This window comes from Kribbella flavida DSM 17836 (genome assembly GCF_000024345.1).
GTDB lineage: Bacteria > Actinomycetota > Actinomycetes > Propionibacteriales > Kribbellaceae > Kribbella > Kribbella flavida.
The window spans coordinates 3756277-3778807 of the sequence record NC_013729.1 but is presented as its reverse complement, the minus strand read 5'-3'; the positions used below and the strand labels follow the sequence as shown (position 1 = coordinate 3778807).

The 22531-nt window shown below is 71.5% G+C and carries 20 protein-coding genes; 10 read left to right on the top strand and 10 right to left on the bottom strand.

Annotated elements, in window-relative coordinates; all coding sequences use genetic code 11:
* Positions 1-4: 4 nt before the first annotated feature.
* Positions 5-1024 carry a hypothetical protein gene (locus KFLA_RS17455; RefSeq protein ID WP_012921126.1) on the bottom strand — a complete coding sequence of 340 codons (1020 nt, stop codon included), beginning with the start codon at positions 1022-1024 and terminating at the stop codon, positions 5-7.
* A 290-nt stretch (positions 1025-1314) separates the two neighbouring features.
* On the opposite strand from KFLA_RS17455, the gene KFLA_RS17450 reads away from it, so the two are divergent.
* Genes KFLA_RS17450 through KFLA_RS17440 form a run of 3 tightly spaced genes read left to right on the top strand, consistent with a single transcriptional unit; the run spans position 1315 to position 3685 of the window.
* Positions 1315-2268: an ABC transporter ATP-binding protein gene (locus tag KFLA_RS17450; RefSeq protein WP_012921125.1), complete on the top strand. Its 954-nt coding sequence runs from the start codon at positions 1315-1317 to the stop codon at positions 2266-2268.
* Complete coding sequence (locus tag KFLA_RS17445; RefSeq protein ID WP_012921124.1) at positions 2268-3116, top strand: ABC transporter permease; 849 nt, start codon at positions 2268-2270, stop codon at positions 3114-3116. The genes KFLA_RS17450 and KFLA_RS17445 overlap by 1 nt, the downstream gene beginning before the upstream one ends.
* A complete protein-coding gene (locus KFLA_RS17440; RefSeq protein WP_012921123.1) occupies positions 3113-3685 on the top strand; it encodes a hypothetical protein in 573 nt (190 codons plus the stop codon). Before KFLA_RS17445 ends, KFLA_RS17440 begins: the two co-directional genes overlap by 4 nt.
* 3 nt (positions 3686-3688) lie before the next feature.
* Here the strand turns inward: KFLA_RS17440 and KFLA_RS17435 are convergent, their stop codons facing one another.
* On the bottom strand, positions 3689-4306 hold the full coding sequence (locus tag KFLA_RS17435) for a rhomboid family intramembrane serine protease (RefSeq protein WP_012921122.1): 618 nt from the start codon (positions 4304-4306) through the stop codon (positions 3689-3691).
* A gap of 294 nt (positions 4307-4600) precedes the next feature.
* On the opposite strand from KFLA_RS17435, the gene KFLA_RS17430 reads away from it, so the two are divergent.
* Positions 4601-5797: a Cmx/CmrA family chloramphenicol efflux MFS transporter gene (locus tag KFLA_RS17430; RefSeq protein WP_012921121.1), complete on the top strand. Its 1197-nt coding sequence runs from the start codon at positions 4601-4603 to the stop codon at positions 5795-5797.
* A gap of 25 nt (positions 5798-5822) precedes the next feature.
* On the opposite strand, the gene KFLA_RS17425 is transcribed toward KFLA_RS17430, so the two are convergent.
* Entirely contained in the window at positions 5823-7262 is a 1440-nt protein-coding gene (locus KFLA_RS17425; RefSeq protein ID WP_012921120.1) for an aminotransferase-like domain-containing protein, read from the bottom strand.
* On the opposite strand from KFLA_RS17425, the gene KFLA_RS17420 reads away from it, so the two are divergent.
* Positions 7261-8154, top strand: a complete 894-nt coding sequence (locus KFLA_RS17420; protein ID WP_012921119.1) for a DMT family transporter — start codon at positions 7261-7263, stop codon at positions 8152-8154. The genes KFLA_RS17425 and KFLA_RS17420 overlap by 2 nt on opposite strands.
* On the opposite strand, the gene KFLA_RS17415 is transcribed toward KFLA_RS17420, so the two are convergent.
* Positions 8147-9565 carry an APC family permease gene (locus tag KFLA_RS17415; RefSeq protein WP_012921118.1) on the bottom strand — a complete coding sequence of 473 codons (1419 nt, stop codon included), beginning with the start codon at positions 9563-9565 and terminating at the stop codon, positions 8147-8149. The two genes, KFLA_RS17420 and KFLA_RS17415, sit on opposite strands and share 8 nt — an antisense overlap.
* 260 nt (positions 9566-9825) lie before the next feature.
* On the opposite strand from KFLA_RS17415, the gene KFLA_RS17410 reads away from it, so the two are divergent.
* Positions 9826-10773, top strand: coding sequence for a LuxR C-terminal-related transcriptional regulator (locus KFLA_RS17410; protein WP_012921117.1), 948 nt, complete (start codon positions 9826-9828; stop codon positions 10771-10773).
* Here the strand turns inward: KFLA_RS17410 and KFLA_RS17405 are convergent.
* The 3 genes from KFLA_RS17405 to KFLA_RS17395 all read right to left on the bottom strand — a co-directional run bounded on the left by KFLA_RS17405 (position 10770) and on the right by KFLA_RS17395 (position 13227).
* Positions 10770-11390 carry an HNH endonuclease family protein gene (locus KFLA_RS17405; RefSeq protein WP_012921116.1) on the bottom strand — a complete coding sequence of 207 codons (621 nt, stop codon included), beginning with the start codon at positions 11388-11390 and terminating at the stop codon, positions 10770-10772. The genes KFLA_RS17410 and KFLA_RS17405 overlap by 4 nt on opposite strands.
* A gap of 105 nt (positions 11391-11495) precedes the next feature.
* Entirely contained in the window at positions 11496-12263 is a 768-nt protein-coding gene (locus tag KFLA_RS17400; protein ID WP_012921115.1) for a YaaA family protein, read from the bottom strand.
* A gap of 19 nt (positions 12264-12282) precedes the next feature.
* Positions 12283-13227 carry an aldo/keto reductase gene (locus KFLA_RS17395; protein WP_012921114.1) on the bottom strand — a complete coding sequence of 315 codons (945 nt, stop codon included), beginning with the start codon at positions 13225-13227 and terminating at the stop codon, positions 12283-12285.
* Positions 13228-13293: 66 nt separating this feature from the next.
* Here KFLA_RS17395 and pepN point away from each other — a divergent pair, with 66 nt between their 5' ends.
* The 3 genes from pepN to KFLA_RS17380 all read left to right on the top strand — a co-directional run bounded on the left by pepN (position 13294) and on the right by KFLA_RS17380 (position 18910).
* Positions 13294-15750 (top strand): aminopeptidase N, encoded by a 2457-nt coding sequence (pepN, locus tag KFLA_RS17390; RefSeq protein WP_012921113.1) that lies wholly within the window; start codon positions 13294-13296, stop codon positions 15748-15750.
* Positions 15751-15999: 249 nt separating this feature from the next.
* Positions 16000-18108: a septation protein SepH gene (gene sepH, locus KFLA_RS35670; RefSeq protein WP_012921112.1), complete on the top strand. Its 2109-nt coding sequence runs from the start codon at positions 16000-16002 to the stop codon at positions 18106-18108.
* Between the two features lie 355 nt (positions 18109-18463).
* Complete coding sequence (locus KFLA_RS17380; protein ID WP_012921111.1) at positions 18464-18910, top strand: hypothetical protein; 447 nt, start codon at positions 18464-18466, stop codon at positions 18908-18910.
* Positions 18911-18926: 16 nt separating this feature from the next.
* On the opposite strand, the gene KFLA_RS17375 is transcribed toward KFLA_RS17380, so the two are convergent.
* Positions 18927-19844, bottom strand: a complete 918-nt coding sequence (locus tag KFLA_RS17375; protein WP_202797132.1) for an NAD(P)H-binding protein — start codon at positions 19842-19844, stop codon at positions 18927-18929.
* Positions 19811-20632, bottom strand: a complete 822-nt coding sequence (locus tag KFLA_RS17370) for an SDR family oxidoreductase (RefSeq protein WP_012921109.1) — start codon at positions 20630-20632, stop codon at positions 19811-19813. Before KFLA_RS17370 ends, KFLA_RS17375 begins: the two co-directional genes overlap by 34 nt.
* 66 nt (positions 20633-20698) lie before the next feature.
* Here KFLA_RS17370 and KFLA_RS17365 point away from each other — a divergent pair, with 66 nt between their 5' ends.
* A complete protein-coding gene (locus tag KFLA_RS17365) occupies positions 20699-21232 on the top strand; it encodes a TetR/AcrR family transcriptional regulator (protein WP_012921108.1) in 534 nt (177 codons plus the stop codon).
* A 6-nt stretch (positions 21233-21238) separates the two neighbouring features.
* Here KFLA_RS17365 and KFLA_RS17360 read toward each other — a convergent pair whose 3' ends face one another.
* A complete protein-coding gene (locus KFLA_RS17360) occupies positions 21239-22483 on the bottom strand; it encodes an erythromycin esterase family protein (RefSeq protein ID WP_237706832.1) in 1245 nt (414 codons plus the stop codon).
* Positions 22484-22531 lie beyond the last annotated feature (48 nt).

The following is a 22531-nucleotide window of genomic DNA, read 5'->3' as shown; positions in this document are numbered from 1 at the left end:
GCGGTCACCGCGCCGGCGCCGTGTGGGCGTAGACGTCCTTGCTGTGCCGGTAGGCGCTCTTCTCCAGTTTCAGCGCCTCGGCCCGCGCTTCGGCGCGGTCGGCGGTGCTGAGCATCCGGGCGCTGGTCAGCTCGAGCGTCTCCTTGGTCGGGTCGTTGCCGTAGAACCCGACCCGGACGTTGCCGACGCCCGGCGCGTAGTACTTGAGCTGGTGGGCGCCGGGTTCCTCCTTGCTGTACTCGTCGGTGACCAGGACGCCGCTGAAGCAGCCGGCCGCGACACAGGTGCGCTGGTTGGTCCGGTAGGTCTTCGCCCGGTCCGACCAGCCGACGGCCGGACCCCAGCCCTGGGCGTAGCTCGGCCCGCCCGGGTCCGCCGTGATGGTGATGCCGGCCCGGGCGCCCTTGACGCCGTGGATCCAGGTCGGGTTCTCGACCAGCCTTCCTTCCTCGTACACCTCCGGGTACTGACCGAAGTGCCACACGTCGCCGTTGGCGGCCTGGGCGAAAAACGCGAGTTCGGCCTCCTCCAGCACGCCGTCGCGGTAGTCGCGGTCCCACACCACCACGTTGCGCACACCGTCGATGACCTTGGTCAGGTCGGTGACGATGGAGGTGACGGTGTGCCCGATCACCTCACCGTCCTCGATCGTCTGGCCGCGGAACGTCATCCGCATCCCCGGCCGCAACGGCAACCACTTGTTGGTGACCGGGATCGAGCGGGCGAACGCGGCCCGGTCGTAGCCGGGTTGCGGGACGAACTCGGTCGTCGGCTTCGGCGAGGGCGCCTTGGACGGCGGCGTGGACGGCGGCGTCGCCGGCACGGACGGGCTGACGTCGCCCGGCGGCGAGGTGCTGACCGGTGTGCCGGTCGGTGCGGTGATCGGCGTGCTGACCGGTACGGTCGTCGGTGCCGGCGCCTGGGCGCCGCCGGCTGGATCGTCGGCACTGCAGGCCGCCAGTGCCGCGGGACCGGTGAGGCCGGCCGTGAGCAAGATGACGTGCGCGAAACGAGAACGCCGCATCCGGATTCCCTCCCCCATGTGGCACCGCGGTCGCAGGCCTGATGGCCTGTCCCCCAACCAGGTGCCTTTGGTTCGGAGTGTCGCGCGCCGGAGCCGCCACGAGAAGAGGTACCGGCGAACTGCGCGGTGACGATTTGTGATCCACCTCTTGCCGAGGCGGTGGCCGTGTGCTCAAGATGACAGGGAAGGCGCACGCGACACGGCACGCGTCGTACGGCCGTGGGGTGAGCCGGTCAGGGGGCGTTCATGGGGGACGTGGGAGTGGTCGCGTCCGAGCAGGGCGGCTGATCATGGCCGCCGGCCCGGCACTGGTTGCGACAGGGCTGCGCAAGGCGTACGGACGGGTCGTCGCGGTCGAGTCGCTCGATCTCGAGGTCGCCGCCGGGACCGTGCTGGGCTTTCTCGGCCCGAACGGTGCCGGCAAGACGACCGCGATCCGTCTGCTCACCACGGTTCTGGCCGCCGACAGCGGTTCGTTCACGGTCGCGGGTGTGCCCCACACCCGGCCCGCGCAGATCCGCCGCCGGGTCGGGGTGCTGCCGGAGAGCGCGGGCTATCCCCCGGCGCAGTCCGGCGAGGAGTGGCTGCGCTACCACGCCGAGTTGTTCGGCCGGGACCGTGCCGACGCCCGCGGTACGGCGCGCCGGTTGCTGTCCGACGTCGGGCTGGCCGACCGGGGGTCCGCGCTGATCTCGGCGTACAGCAGGGGCATGCGGCAACGACTCGGGATCGCCCGGGCCCTGGTCAACGACCCGGACGTGGTGTTCCTCGACGAACCGGCGCTGGGCCTGGACCCGATGGGCCAGGCGCAGGTGCTCGACCTGATCGGGCGGATCGCGCGCGACCGCGGCGCCACGGTCCTGCTGAGCACCCACGTACTCGCCGACGTCGAGCAGGTCTGCGACCGGGTGGTGATCCTCAACCGCGGCAAGGTCGTTGCCGAGGGCACGGTCGCGGAGGTGGTCCGGAAGGCCGCGGCGGCCCGGAACGGACGAGTCCGGGTGCCGCCGGAGCAGGTCGAGCGGGCACTCGGCGCGCTGGCCGGCACCGAGATTCTTGCCACCGCCAACGGCCGCGGGTCGCTCGGGGAGCTCGAGCTGAGTCTGCCGGCCGGGGTGGAGGTGGAGACCGCGGCGACCGAGGCGATCTCCAGCCTGCTCGCGGCCGGCGTACCGGTGCTGGGCTTCTCGCTGGAAGGCGGCCGGCTCAGCGACGCCTTTCTCGCCGTCACCGAGGAGGTCTGATGGCCGTCGATGCGGGATGCCGAGCCACCCAGCCGGAGGTCGAGAACCGATCGGCCGCGGACGGACCGCGGCGCGGCCGTCCGGCCTGGCTGGTGGTGGCCGGGCGCGAGTTGCGCGACCTGTGGCTCGGCGGACGGGCGCTCGTCCTGCTGCTGGCCTACTCGATCATGCTGAGCGTGACCACCTACCTGACCGCGACCAACGAGGCGCTCAACTTCCTCGAGCAGCGGGAGGCGGTGAGCCTGACGCTGCAGGTCGCCGTCGCGGTCGGCGTACTGCTGAGCCTGCTGGCCGCCGCGGACGCGATCAGCGGCGAACGCGAGCGCGGCAGCCTCGAGTCGTTGCTGCTCGCACCGATCCCGCGATGGTCGCTCACGGTCGGTAAAGGGCTGGCTGCGCTGACGTTGTGGCTGGCCGCGTTCGTGGTGTCCGCGCCGTACGTGTGGTACCTCGGTCGTGGCGTGAAGGTGGTCACCACGTCCCTGGTCAACGGCTTCCTGGTCGGCTGCCTGCTCGCGCTGGCGATGACCGGTCTCGGGCTGGTGATCAGCACCTTCGCGGCGTCGAACCGGGTCAGCCTCTCGGTGAGCGTGTTCGTGCTGCTCGCGCTGTTCGCGCCGACGCAGATGCCGTCGTCGGCGCAGCGCGGCTGGTTCGGGGACCTGCTGCTGCGGGTCGATCCGTTCACCGCCGCTCTGCGCTACCTGGGCCGGATCATCATCAACGCCCGCACGTTCGCCCAGGAAGGTCACTGGCTGGTCGGTCCCGCGATCGTCGCCGGCGTCCTGGTCGTCGCCGCCGTCGCCGTCTCGACGCGGTTGCGGCTCGGAACTGGAGGCCGGGGATGAGGCTCGGGGTGCGGCTGCTCGCGGCGGTCGCCGTTGTGCTGGTGACTGGTTCTGTGCCGGCCGCGGCCGAGCCGGGCGCTGCCGGGGCGGATCCTGTGGTCGTCACGCTCGACCGCAGCGAGGCGAGTATCGGGCTGGGCCAGACCTTGCGCTTCAGCTCGGAGGTCCGGAACTCCGGTGAGCAGGACGTAGCCGGAGTCATCGCGCACCTGAACGTCTTCGCTGTCGATCCTGGCGTTTACGTCGACCCGGAGGACTGGTCAGGCGAGCGCACGCAGTACCTCGAACCGCTCGGCGGAGGTGAGGCGGAGTCGCTGGAGTGGGAACTGCAGGCGGTGAACTCGGGCCGGTTCGTGGTTTACGTTGCGCTCAGCACCGACCAGCCCGCCGCACCGGTGACCTCCAGCAAGTCGCTGCGACTGAGTGTGGCTCAGGAACGCACGCTCGACACGAGCGGGGCCGTGCCCGTCGCGGCCGGGGTGCCCGCAGTGGTCGCGCTGCTGATGGGTCTGGTGATGGTTCGGCGCCGGCGGCACCGACCGAACGACCGGCAGCACGAATCCGCCTGAGGCCTACCTCGGTGGCACGCGGCGCGGGGCGCGGTCGTCGGCGAGGAACCACGCGGCCAGCACGCCCGCGATCGCGCCGAACAGGTGGCCCTGCCAGGAGATGCCGTCCTGCGGCAGCAGACCGCCCAGGAGCGCGCTGCCCCACACGATCACGACCAGCACACCGATCAGCACCTGCCCGATCCGCCGGTTGAACACCCCTCGCGCGACCAGGTACGCCGCGTACCCGAAGACCAGGCCGCTGGCGCCGATGGTGATGGTGTTCGGCGGGGACACCAACCAGGTGCCGATGCCGCCGACCGCGGTCACGATCGCGGTCACCGAGAACAGCCGGATCGCGCCGGAGAGCGCGATCAGCGCACCCAGCGTGACCAGCGGCAGCGTGTTCGAGATCAGGTGCCCGAAACCGAGGTGCAGGAACGGCGCGGTGACCACCCCGACCAGGCCCTCCGGATCGCGCGCCAGGATGCCGTACCGGTCGAGCGCGCCGTTCAGCGCGGTGTCGACGATCTCGCTCAGCCACATCAGGCCGACCAGGATGACGAGCAACTTGATCCCGCCGCCCGCCCGGGCACCGCCGGTTGCCGACGGCGAGCGGCGCGCTGGACTCGTGTAACTCATGCCTTCCACCATGCCCGATCGACCCAAGCGCCACCCCTGCGAACAGCGTTGCGCGCCGGTGCCCCAGCTGTGAGAACTCGGTCGGAATACTGGTCGGACCCGCCGGCCCTGCCACATCGCGGACGGCAGGAAGCGGGCACCTTGCGGTCTGTGTCACGATGTGCAACTCGCAGATCGCACTGTGCGATTGGGTGGGGGCACCCTGCTGGCCACCGCGGCGTTGTCATCACCGCGGCGCCACATCCTGTTCGTCCGCCGGGCCGTTCGGCCCTGCCCGTCCTGAGGAGGATCGCGATGCCGCCGGCCGTCTACATCATCGGACTCGCGATCTTCGCGCAGGGCACGTCGGAGCTGATGCTCGCCGGGCTGCTGCCCGAGCTGGCCACCGACCTCGGTGTCTCGATCCCGCAGGCCGGGCTGCTGATCTCGGCGTTCGCGGTCGGCATGCTGGTCGGCGCCCCGGTGCTCGCGGTCGTCACGCTGCACTGGCCACGCCGCAACACCCTGCTCGGCTTTCTCGCGGTCTTCGCGCTCACCCACGTCGCCGGCGCGCTCACCCCGAACTACGAGGTGCTGCTGGCCACCCGGGTCGTCGGCGCGTTCGTGTACGCGGGGTTCTGGACGGTCGCCGCGGTGACCGCGCTCGCTCTGGTCCCGGCGGGCCGGCGAGCGAAGGCGATGAGCGTGGTGACCGGTGGACTCACCGTTGCCACCATCATCGGGTTGCCGGCCGGCACGGTGATCGGCCAGCACCTCGGCTGGCGCGCGGCGTTCTGGGCGGTCGCGCTGATGTCGGCCCTGGCGATGATCGGCGTCCTGCGCACGATCCCGCCGGGCACCCCGTCCCCGCCGGGCACCCCGTCCCCGGCGGGAGAGCGCGCTCCCCGGCTCCGGACCGAGCTGCAGGTGATGGCGAACGCGCGGCTCTGGCTGGCCTACGCGACGACCGCGCTGGTGACGGCGGCCATCCTGGTCGTGTTCAGCTACCTCGCTCCCCTGCTCACCGAGGACACCGGCCTGCCGTCCGGCGCCGTGCCCGGCGTGCTCGCCCTGTACGGCGTGGGCTCACTGGTCGGGATCACGCTCGGCGGCCGGACCGCCGACGCGGCCCCGTTCGGCACGCTGGCGATCGGGATCGCCGGGGTGGTCGCGCTCTCCACCGTTCTCGCGCTGTGGGCGGCGCAGCCGGTGATCGCGATCTCGGCGATCTTCCTGCTCGGCGGTTTCGGCTTCGCGCTGAACCCGGCCCTGAACGCCCGGGTCTTCACGCTGGCCGAACGGGCGCCGACCCTGGCCACCGCGGTGAACTTCGCCGCGTTCAACGTCGGGATCACCGTCGGACCCTGGCTCGGCGGCCTCGCGATCGACGCCGGCGCCGGCTACCCGGCGCTCGGCTGGATCGCGGCCGCCCTCGGAGTCGTTGCCCTCAGCACCGTAGCCCTCGCCGTCGGCCTCCGCTCCCGCCCGGACCCTGTGTCGACCTGGTCGTGATCGGCGAGGTGCTCGTCGGAGCTGCTCAGGTGAAGGCGTTGCTGAGTCTTCGGATGCCCTCCTCGACCTGGCTGACGCCAGTGGTGTGGGCGAAGCTGAGCCGCAGATGGGGACCGGGCGCCTCGGCCGCGAAGTACGGGCTGCCGGCGACCACCGCGACTCCGGCGCTCAGGGCGGCGGAGACCACCGTGGTCTCGTCGGTGCCGTCGGGCAGCCGCAGCCAGAGGTGATTGCCGCCGTGCACCGGCTGGGCAGGTCGTAGCTGCGGCAGCGTACGGCGAAGTGCGGTTTGTGCAGCGACCCGGCGATCTCGCAGCGCCGCCGCGAGCGATCGCAGGTGCCGGCCCCACGCCGGAGCGCTGACCAGTTCCAGGGTGGTTTCCTGCAGTGGCCGGGGTAAGAAGAAGCTGTCGATGACCTGGATCCCCCGCAGCCGCTCGAAGATCGGCCCCCGGGCCGACAGCGCCGCGATCCGCAGACTCGGCGAGGCCGGCTTGGTCAGGGAGCGGACGTGCACCACGACGCCGTCCGGGTCGTCGGCGGCCAGCGGCGGCGGCAACGGCGGCGAGTCGGCGTGCACGAGCCGGCGCGCGTAGTCGTCCTCCACGACGAACGCGCCCGCTGTCCGCGCGATCCGCAGGACCTCCGCGCGCCGCTGCGGCGCGAGCACGGCGCCGGTCGGGTTCTGGAACAGCGGCTGGCAGACGAACGCCTTGGCACCGGTGGCCCGGAACGCGTCGGCCAGCAGATCAGTACGCACCCCGTCGCCGTCAACCGGCACCGGAACCGGTCGCAGACCGGCGGCACGCGCGACCGCCAGCAGACCCGGATAAGTCGGGGACTCGACCAGCACGGGTGCTCGCGGAACGGCCAAGGCCCGGAGCGCGGTGGTCAGCGCACTCTGGCCGCCCGCGGCGATCAGGACGTCGGAACCGCTCAACGGCCCGTTCACCCCGCCGATGTCACGGGCGAACCAGTCCCTCAGCTCCGCGACTCCTTCCACCGGCGGCCGGGACCACGCGCCCGGTCTCCGGGCCGCCCGGGCCAGCGCCGCGGAGAGAGCGCGTTCCGGCTGCAGCGTCGGATGCAGGTAGCCGCCGTTGAAGTCGATCACCCCGGCCGGCGGCGTGAACAGGCAGCCCAGGACGCCGGCCGTCCCCGTACGACGAGCTTCGGCATCTCCGGCGTCTGTCGCCGGATGCGCGCTGAGCGTCACTTCCTGCCAGGAGACGTCGCCGGCCACACCACCGGTCGGCGCGCCGGCCCGGAAGACACCAGCGCCGGGCCGGGAGACGACGATGCCCTCGGCCACCAACGCCGCGATCGCCCGGGACACCGTCACCGGACTCACCCGGTACTGGTCGACGAGCGCTCGGCTCGACGGCAGTTTCTCGCCTTCCGAGTAGCGGTGTACTGCGTCCCGCAGCCTCGCGGTCAACTGAGCGACACTGCTATCGTCGTGCATGACGGCACAGAATAGCGCTACCCTCCGCCCGGCGAAAGCAGTCGCCGGCGGCACCGTCCTGGCCGCCCTGGCAGTGGCGTCGTTCTCTCTCAGCTTCCCGGCCACCGTGTGGGCGCTGACCGGCTTCGGGCCGTGGACGGCGACCGGCGTTCGCGGACTGCTGGCCGGAGTGCTCGCGGTGAGCTGCCTCGCGGCGGTCCGCGTGCCTGTCCCGGCGCGGCACCACTGGCCCGGTCTGCTCACCGTGGCCGGAGGATGCGTCATCGGGTTTCCACTGCTGACCACGCTCGCACTGCAGACCTCCACCACCGCACACTCCGCCGTGGTCATCGGAATCCTGCCTCTGGCCACTGCCGCGATGTCGACCGCGATCACCGGCCGCCACCAGCCACCCGTGTTCTGGGGTGCCGCCGTCGTGGGCGCCGGCACCGTCGTCGCCTTCACCCTGCTGCAGAACCACGGACGCCCCACGCTCGGCGACGCCTACCTGTTCGGCGCCCTGCTGGTCTGCGCCGCCGGCTACGCCCAAGGTGGCCGGCTCGCCTCCCAGTTGCCAGGCTGGCAGGTCATCGCGTGGGGCGTGGTCGCCGCACTCCCGGTGTCCGTGGTGGTCACCGGACTCGCCCTGCTGTGGGAGCCGGTCCACCTCGGCGCCCAGGCGGTCACCGGCATGGCCTACCTCGCCGCCGTCTCCCAGTTCGGTGGCTTCGTGCTGTGGTACCGCGGGATGGCGGCGATCGGCGTACCGAAGGCGAGCCAGTTGCAGCTCGCCCAGCCGCTGCTCACACTGGTGTGGTCGGTGCTGCTGATCGGCGAGCACCTTCCGCCCCTGGCGCCGGTCGCCGCCCTGGTGATCGTGGCCTGTATCGCCGCGACCCAGCTGGTCAGTTGACCGGGCCGCGCGGGTCGATGTGGCTCGGGTCGAAGTCGGCCGTGCGGTGGAAGACGTACTTGTTCAGCACCCAGGTCAGCGCCCAGAGGCCGACGCCGACGATCATCAGGTATCCGGCGATCTCGTAGTCCTTGGTCGCCCGCCCCGACAACGGGCTGGCCAGGTAGACGCAGAGCACCCCACCGAGAACCGGCAGCACGGTCGGCGCGTGGAAGTGCTGGTGCTGCACGCGGTCCTTGCGCAGCACCAGCACCGCGGCGTTCACGATGGCGAACACCACCAGCAGCAGGAGCGCGGTGGTCCCGCCCAGCGCCGCCAGGTCGGCGAACCCGATCAGGAAGAACGCCAGCAGGGTGGTGAACAGGATCGCCACCCACGGCGTCCGCCGCCGGTGCAGGACGCGGCCGAGCGGGCCGGGCAGCACCTTCTCGTGGGACATGCCGTAGAGCAGCCGGCTGGCCATCAGCATGTTGATCAGCGCCGAGTTGGCGACCGCGAACATCGTGATCCAGGCGAAGATCTGCAGCGGGAAGGCGGGAGCGCCGGCCTCGACCACCTTGAGCAGTGGGGTGGAGCCCTCGTTCAGGTCCTCCGGCGAGACCAGGGCGACCGCCGAGATCGCGACCAGGACGTAGATCACGCCGGTCACGCACAGGCCGATCAGCATCACCTTGGGAAAGATCCGGACCGGATCCTTGGTCTCCTCGGCCATGTTCACCGAGTCCTCGAAGCCCACCATCGCGAAGAACGCCAGCGCGGTCGCCGCGGTCACCGCACCGAAGGCGCTGTCGCCCTCAGGGGTCTTGAACTCGGTCAGCCGGGCGGTGTCGCCGTCGCCGCCGGCGATCGCCCAGGCGCCGATCGCGATCACGATCAGCAGACCGGACAGCTCCACGCAGGTGAGCACCACGTTCGCCTTGACGCTCTCGCCGACGCCGCGAAGGTTGACCAGGGCAATCAAGGTCATGAAGAGCAGCGAGGTGATCACCAGCCAGGTGCCGCGGTCGGGGTCGATGTCGGCGGCGGAGAAGAAGTTCGCCGCGAACGCCTTCGACGCGCTGGACGCCGAGGTCAGCCCCGAGCTCATCACCGCGAAGGTCAGCAGGAAGGTCAGGAAGTGCACCCCGAACGCCTTGTGCGTGTAGACCGCCGCACCACCGGCTCGCGGGTACTTCGTGACCAGTTCGAGGTAACTGGTGGCCGTCAGCAAGGCGACGACGAACGCGCACAGGAACGGCAGCCAGACCGCGCCGCCGACCTCGCCGGCCACCTTGCCGGTCAGCGCGTAGACCCCGGTGCCGAGGATGTCGCCGATCACGAACAGCATCAGCAATCCGGGGCCCATCACCCGTTTCAGCTCGGGGCGGTCGGCTGCGGGCTCAGTCGTCGCCGTGCTGGTGCTCTCGCTCATCCTGCCTCCTGGGATCTGCTGCTGCAGTCGACCACAGCCCGACGCCACCGACAGACACTCGGCCTGAAGCTGACAGGTCGTTCTGACAGGGCGTGATGACCTGGTGACGCATCTTCGTCTCATCGTCCCACCGGGTCAAGGCGACCGTGGCGCGGACACGCTTGCCACCGGCCCGGGGTCGGGAGCAGCACCCGCGATGGTCCATGCCACGAGATAGCGTGTCGGATGCCGGACTTGTCCACCACTGGCCGGGAGACCGCATGCTCGAATCCGTCGGAGTCAGCGCCGCCGACGAGACCGCCTACCGCGCCCTGCTCGCGATGCCCGGCTGCTCCCTGGACGACCTCGCCCACCGCCTCGGCCGGCCGGCCGCCGACGTGCTCGGCACGGTCGAACGGCTGGAGGAGCTCGGCCTGCTGACCAAAACCTCCGACGACCAGCCACATCTGCTGCCCACCAGACCCGACGTCGCCGTCGACGCCCTGGTCGCCGTACGCCGGGCCGAGCTCGACCGGGTTCGCGCGGAGGCGCGCGAGCTGCTGTCCGAGCTCCGCGCCCAGGAGCAGTACCGGCCGGAGAACCTGGTCGAGGTCATCGTCGGGCAAGAGGCGATCGCGGCCCGGTTCGCCCAACTCCTGAAGGGCACCACGGACCAGCTGCTCGTGCTCGACCGGCCGCCGTACGCCGCGAAGGCCGAGCAGTCGGACACCACAGTGCGCGGACTACTGAGCGAAGGTGTCACCGTCCGGGGCATCTACTCCCCCGACTCGCTGGAACTGGGTGGCGTCGACGAGGCGTACAGCGCGGCCGACGCCGGCGAGACCTCGCGGGTGCATCCTCAGGTGCCGATGAAGCTGGCGGTGTTCGACCGGACGGCCGCGTTGCTGCCGCTGTCGGTCGATCAGCTGGTCGACAGTGCGCTGGTGGTCCATCCTTGTGCGCTGCTGGACGCGTTGATCGAGATGTTCACCCTGCTGTGGGACCAGGCGGTGCCGATGGCTCCGGCCGAGCGGGACCCGCTCGACGCGCGGCTGATGACGCTGCTCGCGGCCGGGTTCAAGGACGACGCGATCGCCCGGCAGCTCGCACTGAGCAGCCGGACGGTCGGGCGCCGGGTCGCCGAGCTGATGGACTCCCTCGGCGCCCGGACCCGTTTCCAGGCAGGCATTCACGCCCAGCGCCGCCACCTGCTCGACCCGAACTCCTAGCAGGCGGCGAGCATCTGCTGCAGCGCGGTCTTCTCGGCCGGCTGCAGGGACAGGGCGTAGGTGTACTTCACCCAGATCCACTCCCGGGCGTAGATGCAGTGCACCGAGGTGTTCGTCGGCTTCCACGACGCCGGGTCCTTGTCGCCCTTCGACCGGTTGCTCGACGCCGACACCGCGATCAGCTGCGCGATCGTCAGGTCGTTGGCGAACCGCTGCCGCTTCGCGGTCGTCCAGCTGTTCGCGCCCGACTTCCACGCCTCGGCCAGCGGCACGATGTGGTCGATGTCGATCGCGGAGTCGTCGGTGGTGTAGGTCGCGTCGTACACGCTGTACCAGCGGCCGGCGGTCGGTTCGCAGTTCGCGTCGACGGTCACGCCGGTGCCGTCGCGCTTGAGCACCTGGTCGCGGGTGTCGCACGTGCCCGAGACGGTGGTCCAGTGGGGGAACAGGTCGCGGCTGTAGCCGGTGGTCGAGCCCTCCGCCCGGACGGTGAGCGCGGCGAGCTGGGACTGCGCCGTGGTGGCCGACGGAGGGTCGGGCGGGTAGGCCAGCGCGGTGCCGGTTCCGACGAGCCAGGTGGTCACGACTGCGGTGACAACGGTGAGAGTACGACGCATCGGTCCGGTCCTCCGAGGGTTGGGCGGATCCCCCTGACGAGCTGACCCCAAGCCTTCCCTGTGCACCGGACCGCGGAAACCACCGGGCGGTGAAAGCTGCGTGAATCAGTCGTGCTCGACGACGGTCAGCGTCCAGCCGGCGCCGGTCCGGTCCAGCTCGGCGTTCCACCGCTCGGCGACGAGCTTGTGCAGTGCCTTCGCGGTGCCCGGGTCCTTGCCCGACTCCAGCAGGTGGCGGGCGACCAGGCCGCGGGTGTGCTTGGCATTGTGCGACACGACCGAGCGGACACCGTCTCGCTCCCGGACCACCGACACCGCGACCCACTTGGCCGCCTGGTCACCGGCCGGCCGCCACGCCGCGGCGTACGTCGACGAGCGGCAGTCGACGATCACACCCTGTCCGGCCGCGGCGTCGAGCGAGGCCTGCAGCGGATCGCGCCAGACCGAAGCCAGCGGCCCGAGCCCGGGCAGCGTCGTACCCATCGACAGCCGGTACGCCGGAACGCGGTCGGCCATCCGGAGTGCGCCCCAGGCGGCGGAGACCACCAGGAGCCTGCTGTTCGCCCGCCGCTTGCAGCCCGGCGACAAGGTGGCGTAGCCGAGCGCGTCGTAGAGCACGCCGGTGTAGAGCTCGGACGCGGGGACCGACGGCTCGGTCCGCCAGCGGAGGTTGCGCTCCACCTCGGCGGCCAGCGAAGGACCCACCCCGAGTACGGCGTACGCGTCGGCGCTCGCGGACACCTTCGCCAACGTGTCGAGCACCGTCTCCCGGGTCGGGGTGAGCTCGGGGAACGACAACCCGGCCAGCTCGACCGGGCGGCCGCGGGAGCGACCGGTCTTGCCCTCCGACGGCGGCAGCAGAATCAGGGTCACGCGGTCTCCAGGTGCGCTGTCAGGTGAGGTCGTCCAGAACGGCCAGATCGTCGAGCGACGGTTCCCACCGCCCGGCGGCGACGTTCTGCGCGATCTGCTCGGGCCGGGTCGCGCCGGCGATCACCGAGGCGACCGCGGGCTGGGCGGCCAGGCCGCCGATCGCGACGTCGAGCAGGGTCAGGTCGCGCTCGGCCGCGAACGTCTCCAGCGCCTCGATCCGGTCGAAGTCGGCGCGGGCCAGCCGGTCGGGCATCTTCGCCAGCCGGGTGCCCTCGGGCGGCTCGGCGCCGCGCTTGTACTTGCCGGTGAGCAGCCCGGACTCGAGCGGGAAGTACGGCAGGACGCCGATGCCGAGGTGCTCGCAGGCCGGCACCAGCTCCTCCTCGGCGGCGCGGTCGAGCAGGGAGTACTTGTTCTGCGCGCTGATGAAGTGCTCGGTGCCACCGGTCCGGGCGGCCCAGTCGGCGTCCACCACCTGCCAGGCCGCGAACTGCGAGCTGCCGAGGTAGCGGACCTTGCCCTCGGCAACGAGCTCGGTGAGCGCGGCGAGCGTCTCCTCGATCGGGGTGACCGGGTCCGGCACGTGCAGCTGGTAGAGATCGATCCAGTCGGTGCCGAGCCGGCGCAGGCTGGCCTCGACCGCCTTGCGGATGTAGCGCCGGGATCCGCGCACGCCCCAGTCGGGGCCGTTCGCGCCCTTCATGTCACCGCCGAACTTGGTCGCGATCACCACCTCGTCGCGGCGCGCCCCGAGCGCCTGACCGAGAATCTGCTCGCTGGAGCCCAGGTCACCGCGGTAGACGTCGGCGGTGTCGAACAGCGTGATCCCGGCGTCCACCGCCGCGGTCACCACCGCCTGGGCCTGCTCGGCGCCGATCCGGCCGCCGAAGTTGTTGCAGCCCAGGCCGACCACGCTCACGGTCAGGCCGGAGTCACCCAGCTGGCGGTACTCCATCTCGGTCATGGCGGAAATACTGTCACGGGCAAACCCTCTCGATGCCGCTGGGCCGGGCGGCATAGAGTGCCGGTCATGCCGAGTCTCACCGTCGACGGCGCCCGTACCCGGGCCGCCGCGCTCACCGTTCACAGCTACGCCGTCGATCTCGACCTGACCCGGGGCGACCGGACGTTCGGATCCACCACCCGGATCCAGTTCGCCGCGGCCAGCCAGCACAGCTGGCTCGACGTGAAGCCCGGCGAACTGCTGTCGGTCACGCTGAACGGTGAGGCGGTCGACGTCGCCGGCCTGAGCGACGGACGGCTCGAGCTGACCGGCCTGACCGCCGAGAACGAGCTCGTCGTGGTCGCCTCGATGCTGTACTCCAACGACGGCGAGGGCCTGCACCGCAGCGTCGACGCCGCCGACGGGCTGACCTACCTGTACGCGATGTCGTTCCTGGACGCCGCGCCGCGGATCTTCGCCTGCTTCGACCAGCCCGACCTGAAGGCGCCGTACCGGTTCACCGTGACCGCGCCGGAGGACTGGATCGTGCTGGGCAACGGCGCCGCGACCCAGGTCTCCCCCGGCCGCTGGGAGCTGGCCGAGACCCAGCCGCTGTCGACGTACTTCGTCACGCTGGTCGCCGGCCCGTACCACCAGCTGCTCGACTCCCACGACGGCATCCCGCTCGGGGTGGTGTCGCGGCAGTCGCTGAAGGAGGCGCTGGACCGCGAGGCGGCCGACATCTTCGAGGTGACCAAGCAGGCCTTCGACGAGTTCCACCGGCTGTTCGGGTACCGCTACCCGTTCGGCGCGTACCACCAGGCGTTCGTGCCGGAGTTCAACGCCGGCGCGATGGAGAACCCGGGCTGCGTGACGTTCCGCGACTCGATGGTGTTCCGCTCGGCCGCCACCGACGCCGAGCGGTCGAACCGGGCCCGCACGATCGTGCACGAGATGGCCCACCAGTGGTTCGGCGACACGGTCACCATGCGGTGGTGGAACGACCTGTGGCTGAACGAGTCGTTCGCGGAGTACATGGCCCACCGGGTGTCGACCGCGGCCACCAAGTACGCCGACAACTGGATCGACTTCGCCTTCGTCCGCAAGTGGTGGGGGCTGCAGGCCGACCAGCGCTCGTCGACGCACCCGGTCGCCGCCGACCCGGTGAAGGACGCGCTCGCCTCGCTCGACGACTTCGACGGAATCTCCTACGCCAAAGGCGCAGCCGTGCTCAAGCAGCTGAACGCCTACCTCGGCGACGAGGTGTTCCTGGCCGGGGTGCGCGCGCACATCAAGGACAACGAGTTCGGCAACGCGACCTTCCCGGAGCTGGTCGCCAAGTGGACGGCGGCCGGCGCTGTCGGACTGGAGGACTGGGCGCAGGCCTGGCTGCGCACGCCCGGGCTGGACACGATCACCGCCGAGCGCACCGCCACCGGCGTACGGCTGGTCCGGACCGCGCCGGCCGACCACCCGGCGAACCGGCCGCACAAGTTCACGATCGGCGCGTACGACGCGTCCGGGCAGGGCGAGCTGCTGCCGGTGCTGCTGGACTCCGACCAGGTCGAGATCGAGCTGGACCCGTCGGTCGCGGTCATCGTGCCGGACGCCGCCGACGACACCTGGGCCAAGGTCCGGCTCGACGCCGACAGCCTGGCCCGGTTGCCCGAGGTGCTGCCGAAGATCGAGGACGGCGTCACCCGGGCGGTCGTGCTGAACAGCGTGCGCGACGCCAGCGCCGACGCCGAGCTGGACCCGAAGCTGGGCTTCGAGATCGTGCTCGCGGCGCTGCCGACCGAGACCAGCGACATCGCCGTCAACTCCCTGGTCGGCTGGGCGCAGACCCGCCTGCTCGGCATCTACCTGCCGTACGAGCCGTACCGCGGCCGGCTGGCCGCCGTACTGACCGAGCGGCTCGGCACGGTCGAGGCCGGCAGCAGCGTGCAGCTGATGGTGCTGCGCGCCGCGATCCGCACCACCGATGACGTCGACCTGCTGCGCGGCTGGCTCGACGGGGTCGCCGTGCCGGGCGGTGTCACGGTCGACGCGGAGCTGCGCTGGCTGATCACCCTGCAGCTCGCCCGGCTCGGGGCGATCGACGACGCCGGCATCGACGCCGAGCTGGCCCGCGACACGTCGTCGGAAGGCGTCGTGCACGCGACCCGCTGCCGGGCCGCGCTGCCGACCGCCGAGGCGAAGGAACGGGCCTGGGCGCAGATCATGACCGACGGCGACCTGGCCAACTACGAGCTGTACGCGGTGTGCGAAGGCTTCTGGCACCCGGCGCAGGCCGAGCTGACCGCGCCGTACGTCGAGCGGTTCTTCGCCGAGATCGCCGGCACCGAGAAGCTGCGGTCGGGCTGGGTGGTGGCCCGGTCGGCGCTGCTCGCGTTCCCGTCGTACGCGATCGACGAGCGGGTCGCCCAACTGGCGGCCGTGCTGGTCGCGGACGAGTCGGTCGCGGCCGGCATCCGGCGTTCGGTCGGCGACGAGGCCGACGACCTGTCCCGGGCGCTCGCCGTCCGGGCGGCGTACCCGGCCTGATCGGGGTCGAGCTCCTGGCGGAGAAGCCCCCGTCAGGAGCCGCCGCGACGGCCGGCTGGGATGTCGCAGCGGCGGTTACTCCGGGTTGTGACTAGTGTGACTGGTGTGACCAGAAGGACCCCGCTGAGCAGGCAAGATGTGATTTCGTGACGTAACCTCCACAATGACCGCCCGGCACGGCGCGCCGGTCTTGGTCAGGCAGCACGTCCCGGGAGAGACTGTCGAGAACCGCACAGGAGAACAAAGGCAATGCGCGAGGCGAGGCTCGTCGGTCTGAGCCAGGACGGCAAGCAGCTGATCCTGGCTGTGGACGGCACGGGTGAGGAGTTCGCCGTCCCGGTCGACGACCGGTTGCGTGCGGCCCTGCGCGGCGACCGTGCCCGACTCGGCCAGCTGGAGATTCAAATGGAGAGCGCGCTGCGCCCACGAGACATCCAGGCTCGTATCCGCGCCGGCGAAAGTCCCGAGGCGGTCGCTGCCGTCGCCCAGATGCCGATGGAACGCGTGATGGCGTTCGCCGGCCCGGTGCTCGCCGAGCGCGACCACGTCGCCAACCTCGCCCAGCGTGCGTCCGTCCGCCGCCGCGGTGGCGGCGACGCCCCGACCCGCAACCTCGGCGCCTGGGTGACCGAGCGGCTGCGGATCCGCGGCGTCGACCCCGCCGCCGCCGAGTGGGACGCCTGGCGCCGCGAGGACGGCCGGTGGGCGGTCCGGGTCTCGTACTTCGTGGCCGAGGACGACGAGAAGGTCGCGATGTTCGCCTACGACGCTCCGGGGCGCTACGCCGTACCGGACGACGACGAGGCGCGCTGGCTGGTCGGCGAGCAGGCGCAGGTGATGCCGCCGCAGCAGTCCGAGCGGCGGCTGACCGCGGTCGCCGACATCGACCTGAGCCTGGCGCCGGACCACGGGGCGGACAGCTACGAGGCCGGGTTCGAGGACACCGTCAACCTGACCCGCGGCCGGCAGTTCGGTCGCGGGGACCAGCCGCGCGACTACGGCCGGGACGTGGACCGTGACTTCGGGCGGGAGCCCACGCCGCGCGACACCGGGCGGGACTGGCCCGGGCACACGCGGGAGGTTGCTGCGCGGGACACCGGCCGGGATGCGGGCCGGGACGGTGGGCAGGGCTTCGGCCGGGAGCCGGCCGCGCGGGAGTCCCGTGACGCAGGCCGGGACGGTGCCGGGTTCGGCCGCGACGGTGGCCAGGGGTTCGGGCGGGACGCGGGTGGGCGTGAGTTCGGGCGCGAGGGCGCTCGGGAGTCGTTCACCGGGCGGGACGCCGAGCGGGGCCCGCGCCGGGTGCACTCGGTGCCGAGCCCGGACGAAGAGCCGACCCTGATCGACGTACCGATCGAGCCGCCGCCCGCGCTGCGGCCCGCCGTTCGCGCGGTCGAGCGACCGGCCCAGCCGCCGGCCGAGGCCTCGTCGATGGCCCCGCCGGAGGAGCAGGCCGCCGCGCCGGAGAACCGCTTCACCGAGCGCCGCGTCTCCCCCGCCGACCCTCGGCAGCCGGAGCATCAGCAGTCCGGCGGCAGCCAGGCGGAGTCCCCGCCTGCTGAGCCGATGGTGGACCGCCGGGGCGACACCCGCTCGGATCAGCAAGCAGACGCGCCCGCGGGGCGCCGGCCGGGTGTGTCCGTGGGAGACCGAGCAGGCGCTCCGACGGGCAGTCGGCCAGGCGCATCGACCGGGGTGCGTGCGGACGGGCCTGCCGCGAACAGGGGCGGCGGCCCCGGAGGTACCCAGCTCGGTGCGCCAGTCGCGAACCAGCCCAGCGCCCCAGCGGGTGGCTCGGCAGGCGGCCAGGGTGGTGCTGTGGCCGCCGGCCGGCAAGGCGGAGCACCCGCAGGCCAGCCGAACCGGCCTGCACCTGCGGACGGCCGCCCTACTGCGCCGGCCGGCAACGAGTTCCGCGACCCCGCTGCGCGGTCGGGTCAGCCCGCCGCCAGGTCGAGCGAGCCGGTCACCAGGTCGAGCGAGCCGGCTGCGAGGTCGGGCGAATCGCGTCGGCCCGAGAGCCGGCCGCACCCGAACGCCCCGGCGAACCAGCCGTCGATCCCGAACCCGTTCGATCCTCGGCGCGCGGACCAGCGTCGTACCGAGCCTGCCTCCGGCAACCAGCCCGCCGCTCGCGGCGACCAGTCGGCGCCCGGTGCACCCGCCGACGCTCCGGCCCGACCGGGCACTGCGCCGGAGAGCGGTGCAGCAGCGGCCTCGGCCGGCGGTGCGCCGCCTGCCGGTGCGCCTGAGGGCGAAGCTGCGGCGGAGCCGAAGAAGAAGCCGGCTCGGCGCGGTTCCAAGCGGGCCAGTGTGCCGAGCTGGGACGAGATCATGTTCGGCAAGAAAGCGGACTGAACCGAACGAACGCACACCTGGTTCACCACATCGACAAGCGCCCTGCCCGACACGTCGGGTGGGGCGCTTCTCGTTGCTGTTCACGCCCCGCGCCGCGCTGGAATGCGTCCGCAGCAGGAAGCTCACGCTGCGGCGACGGCTTGGTCACGGATTGTCGTCTCAGATGCCGGTCGGTGTTTGGCGCGGCCGGCGGTCTCTGCCATGATCTTCCGCATGCGGATCACGCTGTGTTGTTGCTGTTGTTGTTGTCGCTGACGCGCGCCGTCTGAGGCGCACGAGGCCCTGCCTGCTTCGAGGCACTGTCCCCGGCCCGCCCGCCGACACCCAGCACCCACAGGATTCCGGACTCTCCGCAATGAACCTCTTTGCTTTCGCCGACCTGCTCGCGTCCCGCGGGCTGCGCCTGCTGCCGGGCTCGCACGCCGTTCCGGTCGAGCTGCTCATTCAGTTGCCGGACGCAACGATCGCCCGGTTCACCGCCCGCGGCACGACCCTGCGGCTGCGCCAGTACGCCGCGACCGCGCTGACCTCGGTCGTGATCGCGGCCGAGTGCGGCTGCGGCGACCACCACCCGCAGACCGGCCCGAACCGCGTCACCCTGAGCGCGTACGCCGAGCCGCTGGCCGAGCGGCTCATCGACGGCGAGCTGATCTTCGGCTGGACCCGTCATGAAGCCGGCCTGCTCCGCCTGGCCGACACCGCGCCGTACCTGTTCGACCTGCTCGCCGCGCTCCCCCAGCCGGTCGCCCGCGCCCGGCATGCAGTTGCTGCCGAGCACCGCAACCTCGTCGGCGTCGCCTGACATCGCAGAGCCGACCTCAGCGGAAGTCCTCCGCGTGGTCGACTGCCCACTGGGCGAACGTCCTCGGCTCCCGGCCGGTGACCTGGTGGACCGTCGACGTCACCGGTAGCCTCCCCGTCCCATCGACAGCATCCGCAAGCACCGCCAACCGCCACTCCAGGTACTCCTCCGGGCACCCTTCGGACCGCCACTGGTCGACCGCCTGCGCCGGAGTCAGCTCTTCGAACGGCACCTCACGTCCGATCGCGTCGGCGATGGCGCGTACCTGCTCGGCCTGCGAGACCTTGGCCGGACCGGTGATCGTGCAGGCCTGCCCGACGAGCTGGTCACTCAGCAGCGCCCGGACCGCGATCTCCGCCACGTCCGCCTCGTGAACCCACGGATAGCCCGCCTCGCCGTACGGCGCCCGGACCGGCTGTCCTGCCCGGACCACCGGCGCCCACCCGAGTGCGTTGGCGGCGAACAGGCCCGGCCGGATGTGCGTCCACTCCGCGCCGGTGCGCTCGACCGCCACCTCGACGTCCCGGTGGGCTGCCCGTTCCTCCTCGAGGTGGGTTTGCAGCGCACCGGCCGGCGCGGCTTCCGCCACGAATCCGGCCGCGGCCGCGGAGTGCACCACGAATCGGTTCACTCCGTGCCGTACGGCGGCGGTGACGAACCCGTCGTCCGGCACGGAGCCGGCCAGGTACGCGAACGGGAACAGGTAGACGCGGTCAACCTGGGCCAGCGCCGCGCTCCAGGACTCCGGCTGCTCGAAGTCGCCGTACACCACGTCGACGCCCGGCGGCAGCTTTGCAGCGGTCGGCGTACGCGTCATCGCGCGCACGTCAGCACCTGCCGCTGACAACTGCCGCACCACCTGACGGCCGATCGTGCCCGTGGCGCCGGTGACGAGAATGGTCATGCCGCCGGCCGCAAGGTCTCGCCGGCCCACTGCGCGAAGGTGCGTGGCTCTTGACCGGTGATCGCGCGCACCGTTCGGGTCACGTCGCGAGGCGAACCGTCGGCCTCGGCCCAGATGGACAACAGGGCGTCCACCACGGGGGTGGGCAAGTAGGGGACCGTCGCACGCCACTCGTCGCCGGTCAGCTCACGAATCTTGACCGGTGTTCGGAGAGCGGCGGCCATGGTTTCGATCTGCTCGGCCTGGGTGATCGACTCCGGCCCGGTGAGGGTGTAGTCCTGGCCGACATGCCGGGTGTCGTTCAGCAGGGCCACCGCCGCATCCACGACGTCGTTCTCGTGCACGACCGCGACCTGCGCAGCCGGGTACGGAAGTGCGACCTCGCCGGCCTGGATCGGCTCCACCCAGTCGAGCGCGTTCGTGGCGAACACGTCGGGGCGCAGGATCGTGAGCGGCAGCCCTCCGGCGCGATACACCTCTTCCGCGGCCCGGTGCTCAGCCGCGATCACGCCGGCCGCCGGCAGCAGCACCGAAGCCGACGACAGCAGCACGACCTGCTCCACGTCGGCCGCACGCAGTTCGGCGACGACGCCCTCGGCTGACTCCGTGGACGGGTAGAGGAAGCACGACCGTACGCCGTGCAGCGCCGGCCGCAGCGTTTCCGGCCGGGTCAGGTCGACGGCAACGACGTCGTACGGACGGCCGGCCGCTTGTTCCGGACGGGAGGAAGCGGCCCGCACCGCGACACCGCCACGCCGTAGAGCCGCGGCCACTCCCCCGCCGATCTTGCCGGTGACACCGGTGACCAGGACTGTCATCAGTCTCCTTTTCATCTGAATGGATGAAAAGCAGGATATCATCCACACGGCTGATAACCTAGGATCATGGACGGACGGACCCGAAACGCCGAGCGCAGCAAAGCTGCTCTGCTGGACGCGGCGCTCACCGAGTTCGCCGACCATGGCCTGGCCGGCGCCCGCGTCTCGGAGGTCGCCCGCCGGGCCGGGGTGAACAAGCAGCTGATCAGCTACCACTTCGGCGGCAAGCAGGGGCTGTACGACGCGGTGATTCGCGGCTGGCAGGAGCAGGAGCGATCCTTCCGCGCAGAGTCGGCCTCGCTCGGCGATCTCGCCGTGCGTTATCTCGAAGCGGTGACGGCGGATCCCCGCTGGGCCAAGCTGACGGCACGGGCGATTCTCGACGCCGGCGCACGGGGTGCATCGGCCGACGACGACGACAGCAGCGACCTGTCCGACCTGCACCGGCGCAAGCAGCAGGGCGAGCTCGCCGACGATCTCGACCCGGCAGCGGTTTTGCTGGCGATCACCGGCATGGTGACCGCCCCGGTGCTCTACGGTCCGATCCCTGGCAACTACGCGGACCAGCTTCGCCGCATCGTGGACCGGCTCAAGGCCTGAGCGGCATCACGCGACCCGGTCGGGCAGTGGCCGGGACGGGCTGGTGGTCGCGACGTACGCCAGCGCGTCGTACTCCTCGGTGAGGTGGGTCGGTGCGAACTGGTACCGGTAGGTCCAGCGCTGGACGTAGGCGCCGAAGCTGCGGAACATCTGCGGTTCCTCCAGCCACTTCTTCACCTCGACGGGCGCGTTCGCCGCGGCCCGGAGGTCGAGGAAGTGGTCGCCGGGATTCGCGGCCGCCAGTTGACCCTCGAGCGAGTTGAAGCCGCCGCGGTCGAGCTTGTTACTGATCACCGGCCCGTCCATCGCGCCCGGCCACGGACCGGGCAGCATCCTCCGCGCCCGGAAAGCGCCGGACCCACAGAGCAGCGCCACCGCGTAGTACGCCGATCCGTACCGGTCGCGGAGGTGCTTGCCGAGCGGCCACAGACCGGCGGTCTGCCGACTGGCCGCGAGGTGGCCGTTGTGCGCCCAGAGCACGACCTTGCCGTTGTCGCCGGCAACATCACTCACGGCATCGGCCATCAACCAGTCACGGACCGCGAAGGTCGTCTTCGCCGGATCCTTGTGCTCTCGTGCCGTGCACACCACCTCGGCCGCACGCACCAAGCGACGCGCGGCAGCCAGCACGTCGGCGGGCGCCTCGTGCTGGTCCAGATACCCGACGAGTGCCTCGGTCTCCCGGACCAGCATGCGGGTGGGATCGGGTTTGGCGCCCGGTCCGGCGTCAACCTCCGCGGCGATTCCGCTGTCGAACAGTTCGAGGCGTTCCGGCGCGTGCTCGGCCAGGTGGTCGCGCACGCGGGCGAGCGAAGCCGAGCACTTCTGCGGGTCGACGCCGGCGAACCCGACCTGCTGCCCCGCCGGGCGGCCCTCGTTGCAGGAGCGCATCCACTCGACCATCGCGACGACCTCCTCGGTCCGCCAGGTCCAGAAGCCGAGGTCGCTCACCACCGTGGCCGCGTCCCCGGGTCCGCCGCGCACGTACGCGTCGACCGCGGGCGCGGCCGACTCGCTGGCCTCCATCGCGAGTACGTCGTACCCGAGTTCGGTCACCAGGTACTCCAGCAGCCGGTGCTTCAGCTGGAAGAACTCGCGCGTCCCGTGCGTCGCCTCGCCCAGTCCGACCAGGCGGACGTCCTCGAGCAGGTCTTTCAAGGGGGCGAGATCGCCGGTGGGCCCGCCCGGTTCGACTCCGGCCAGCGGCCACGCCGTCTGCTGCAACCAGGTGCGCACCCCAGGCTCATCCACCGGCAGAAGCCTATCCAGCCGCGCCGGACGGTCGAACTCTTGAATAAG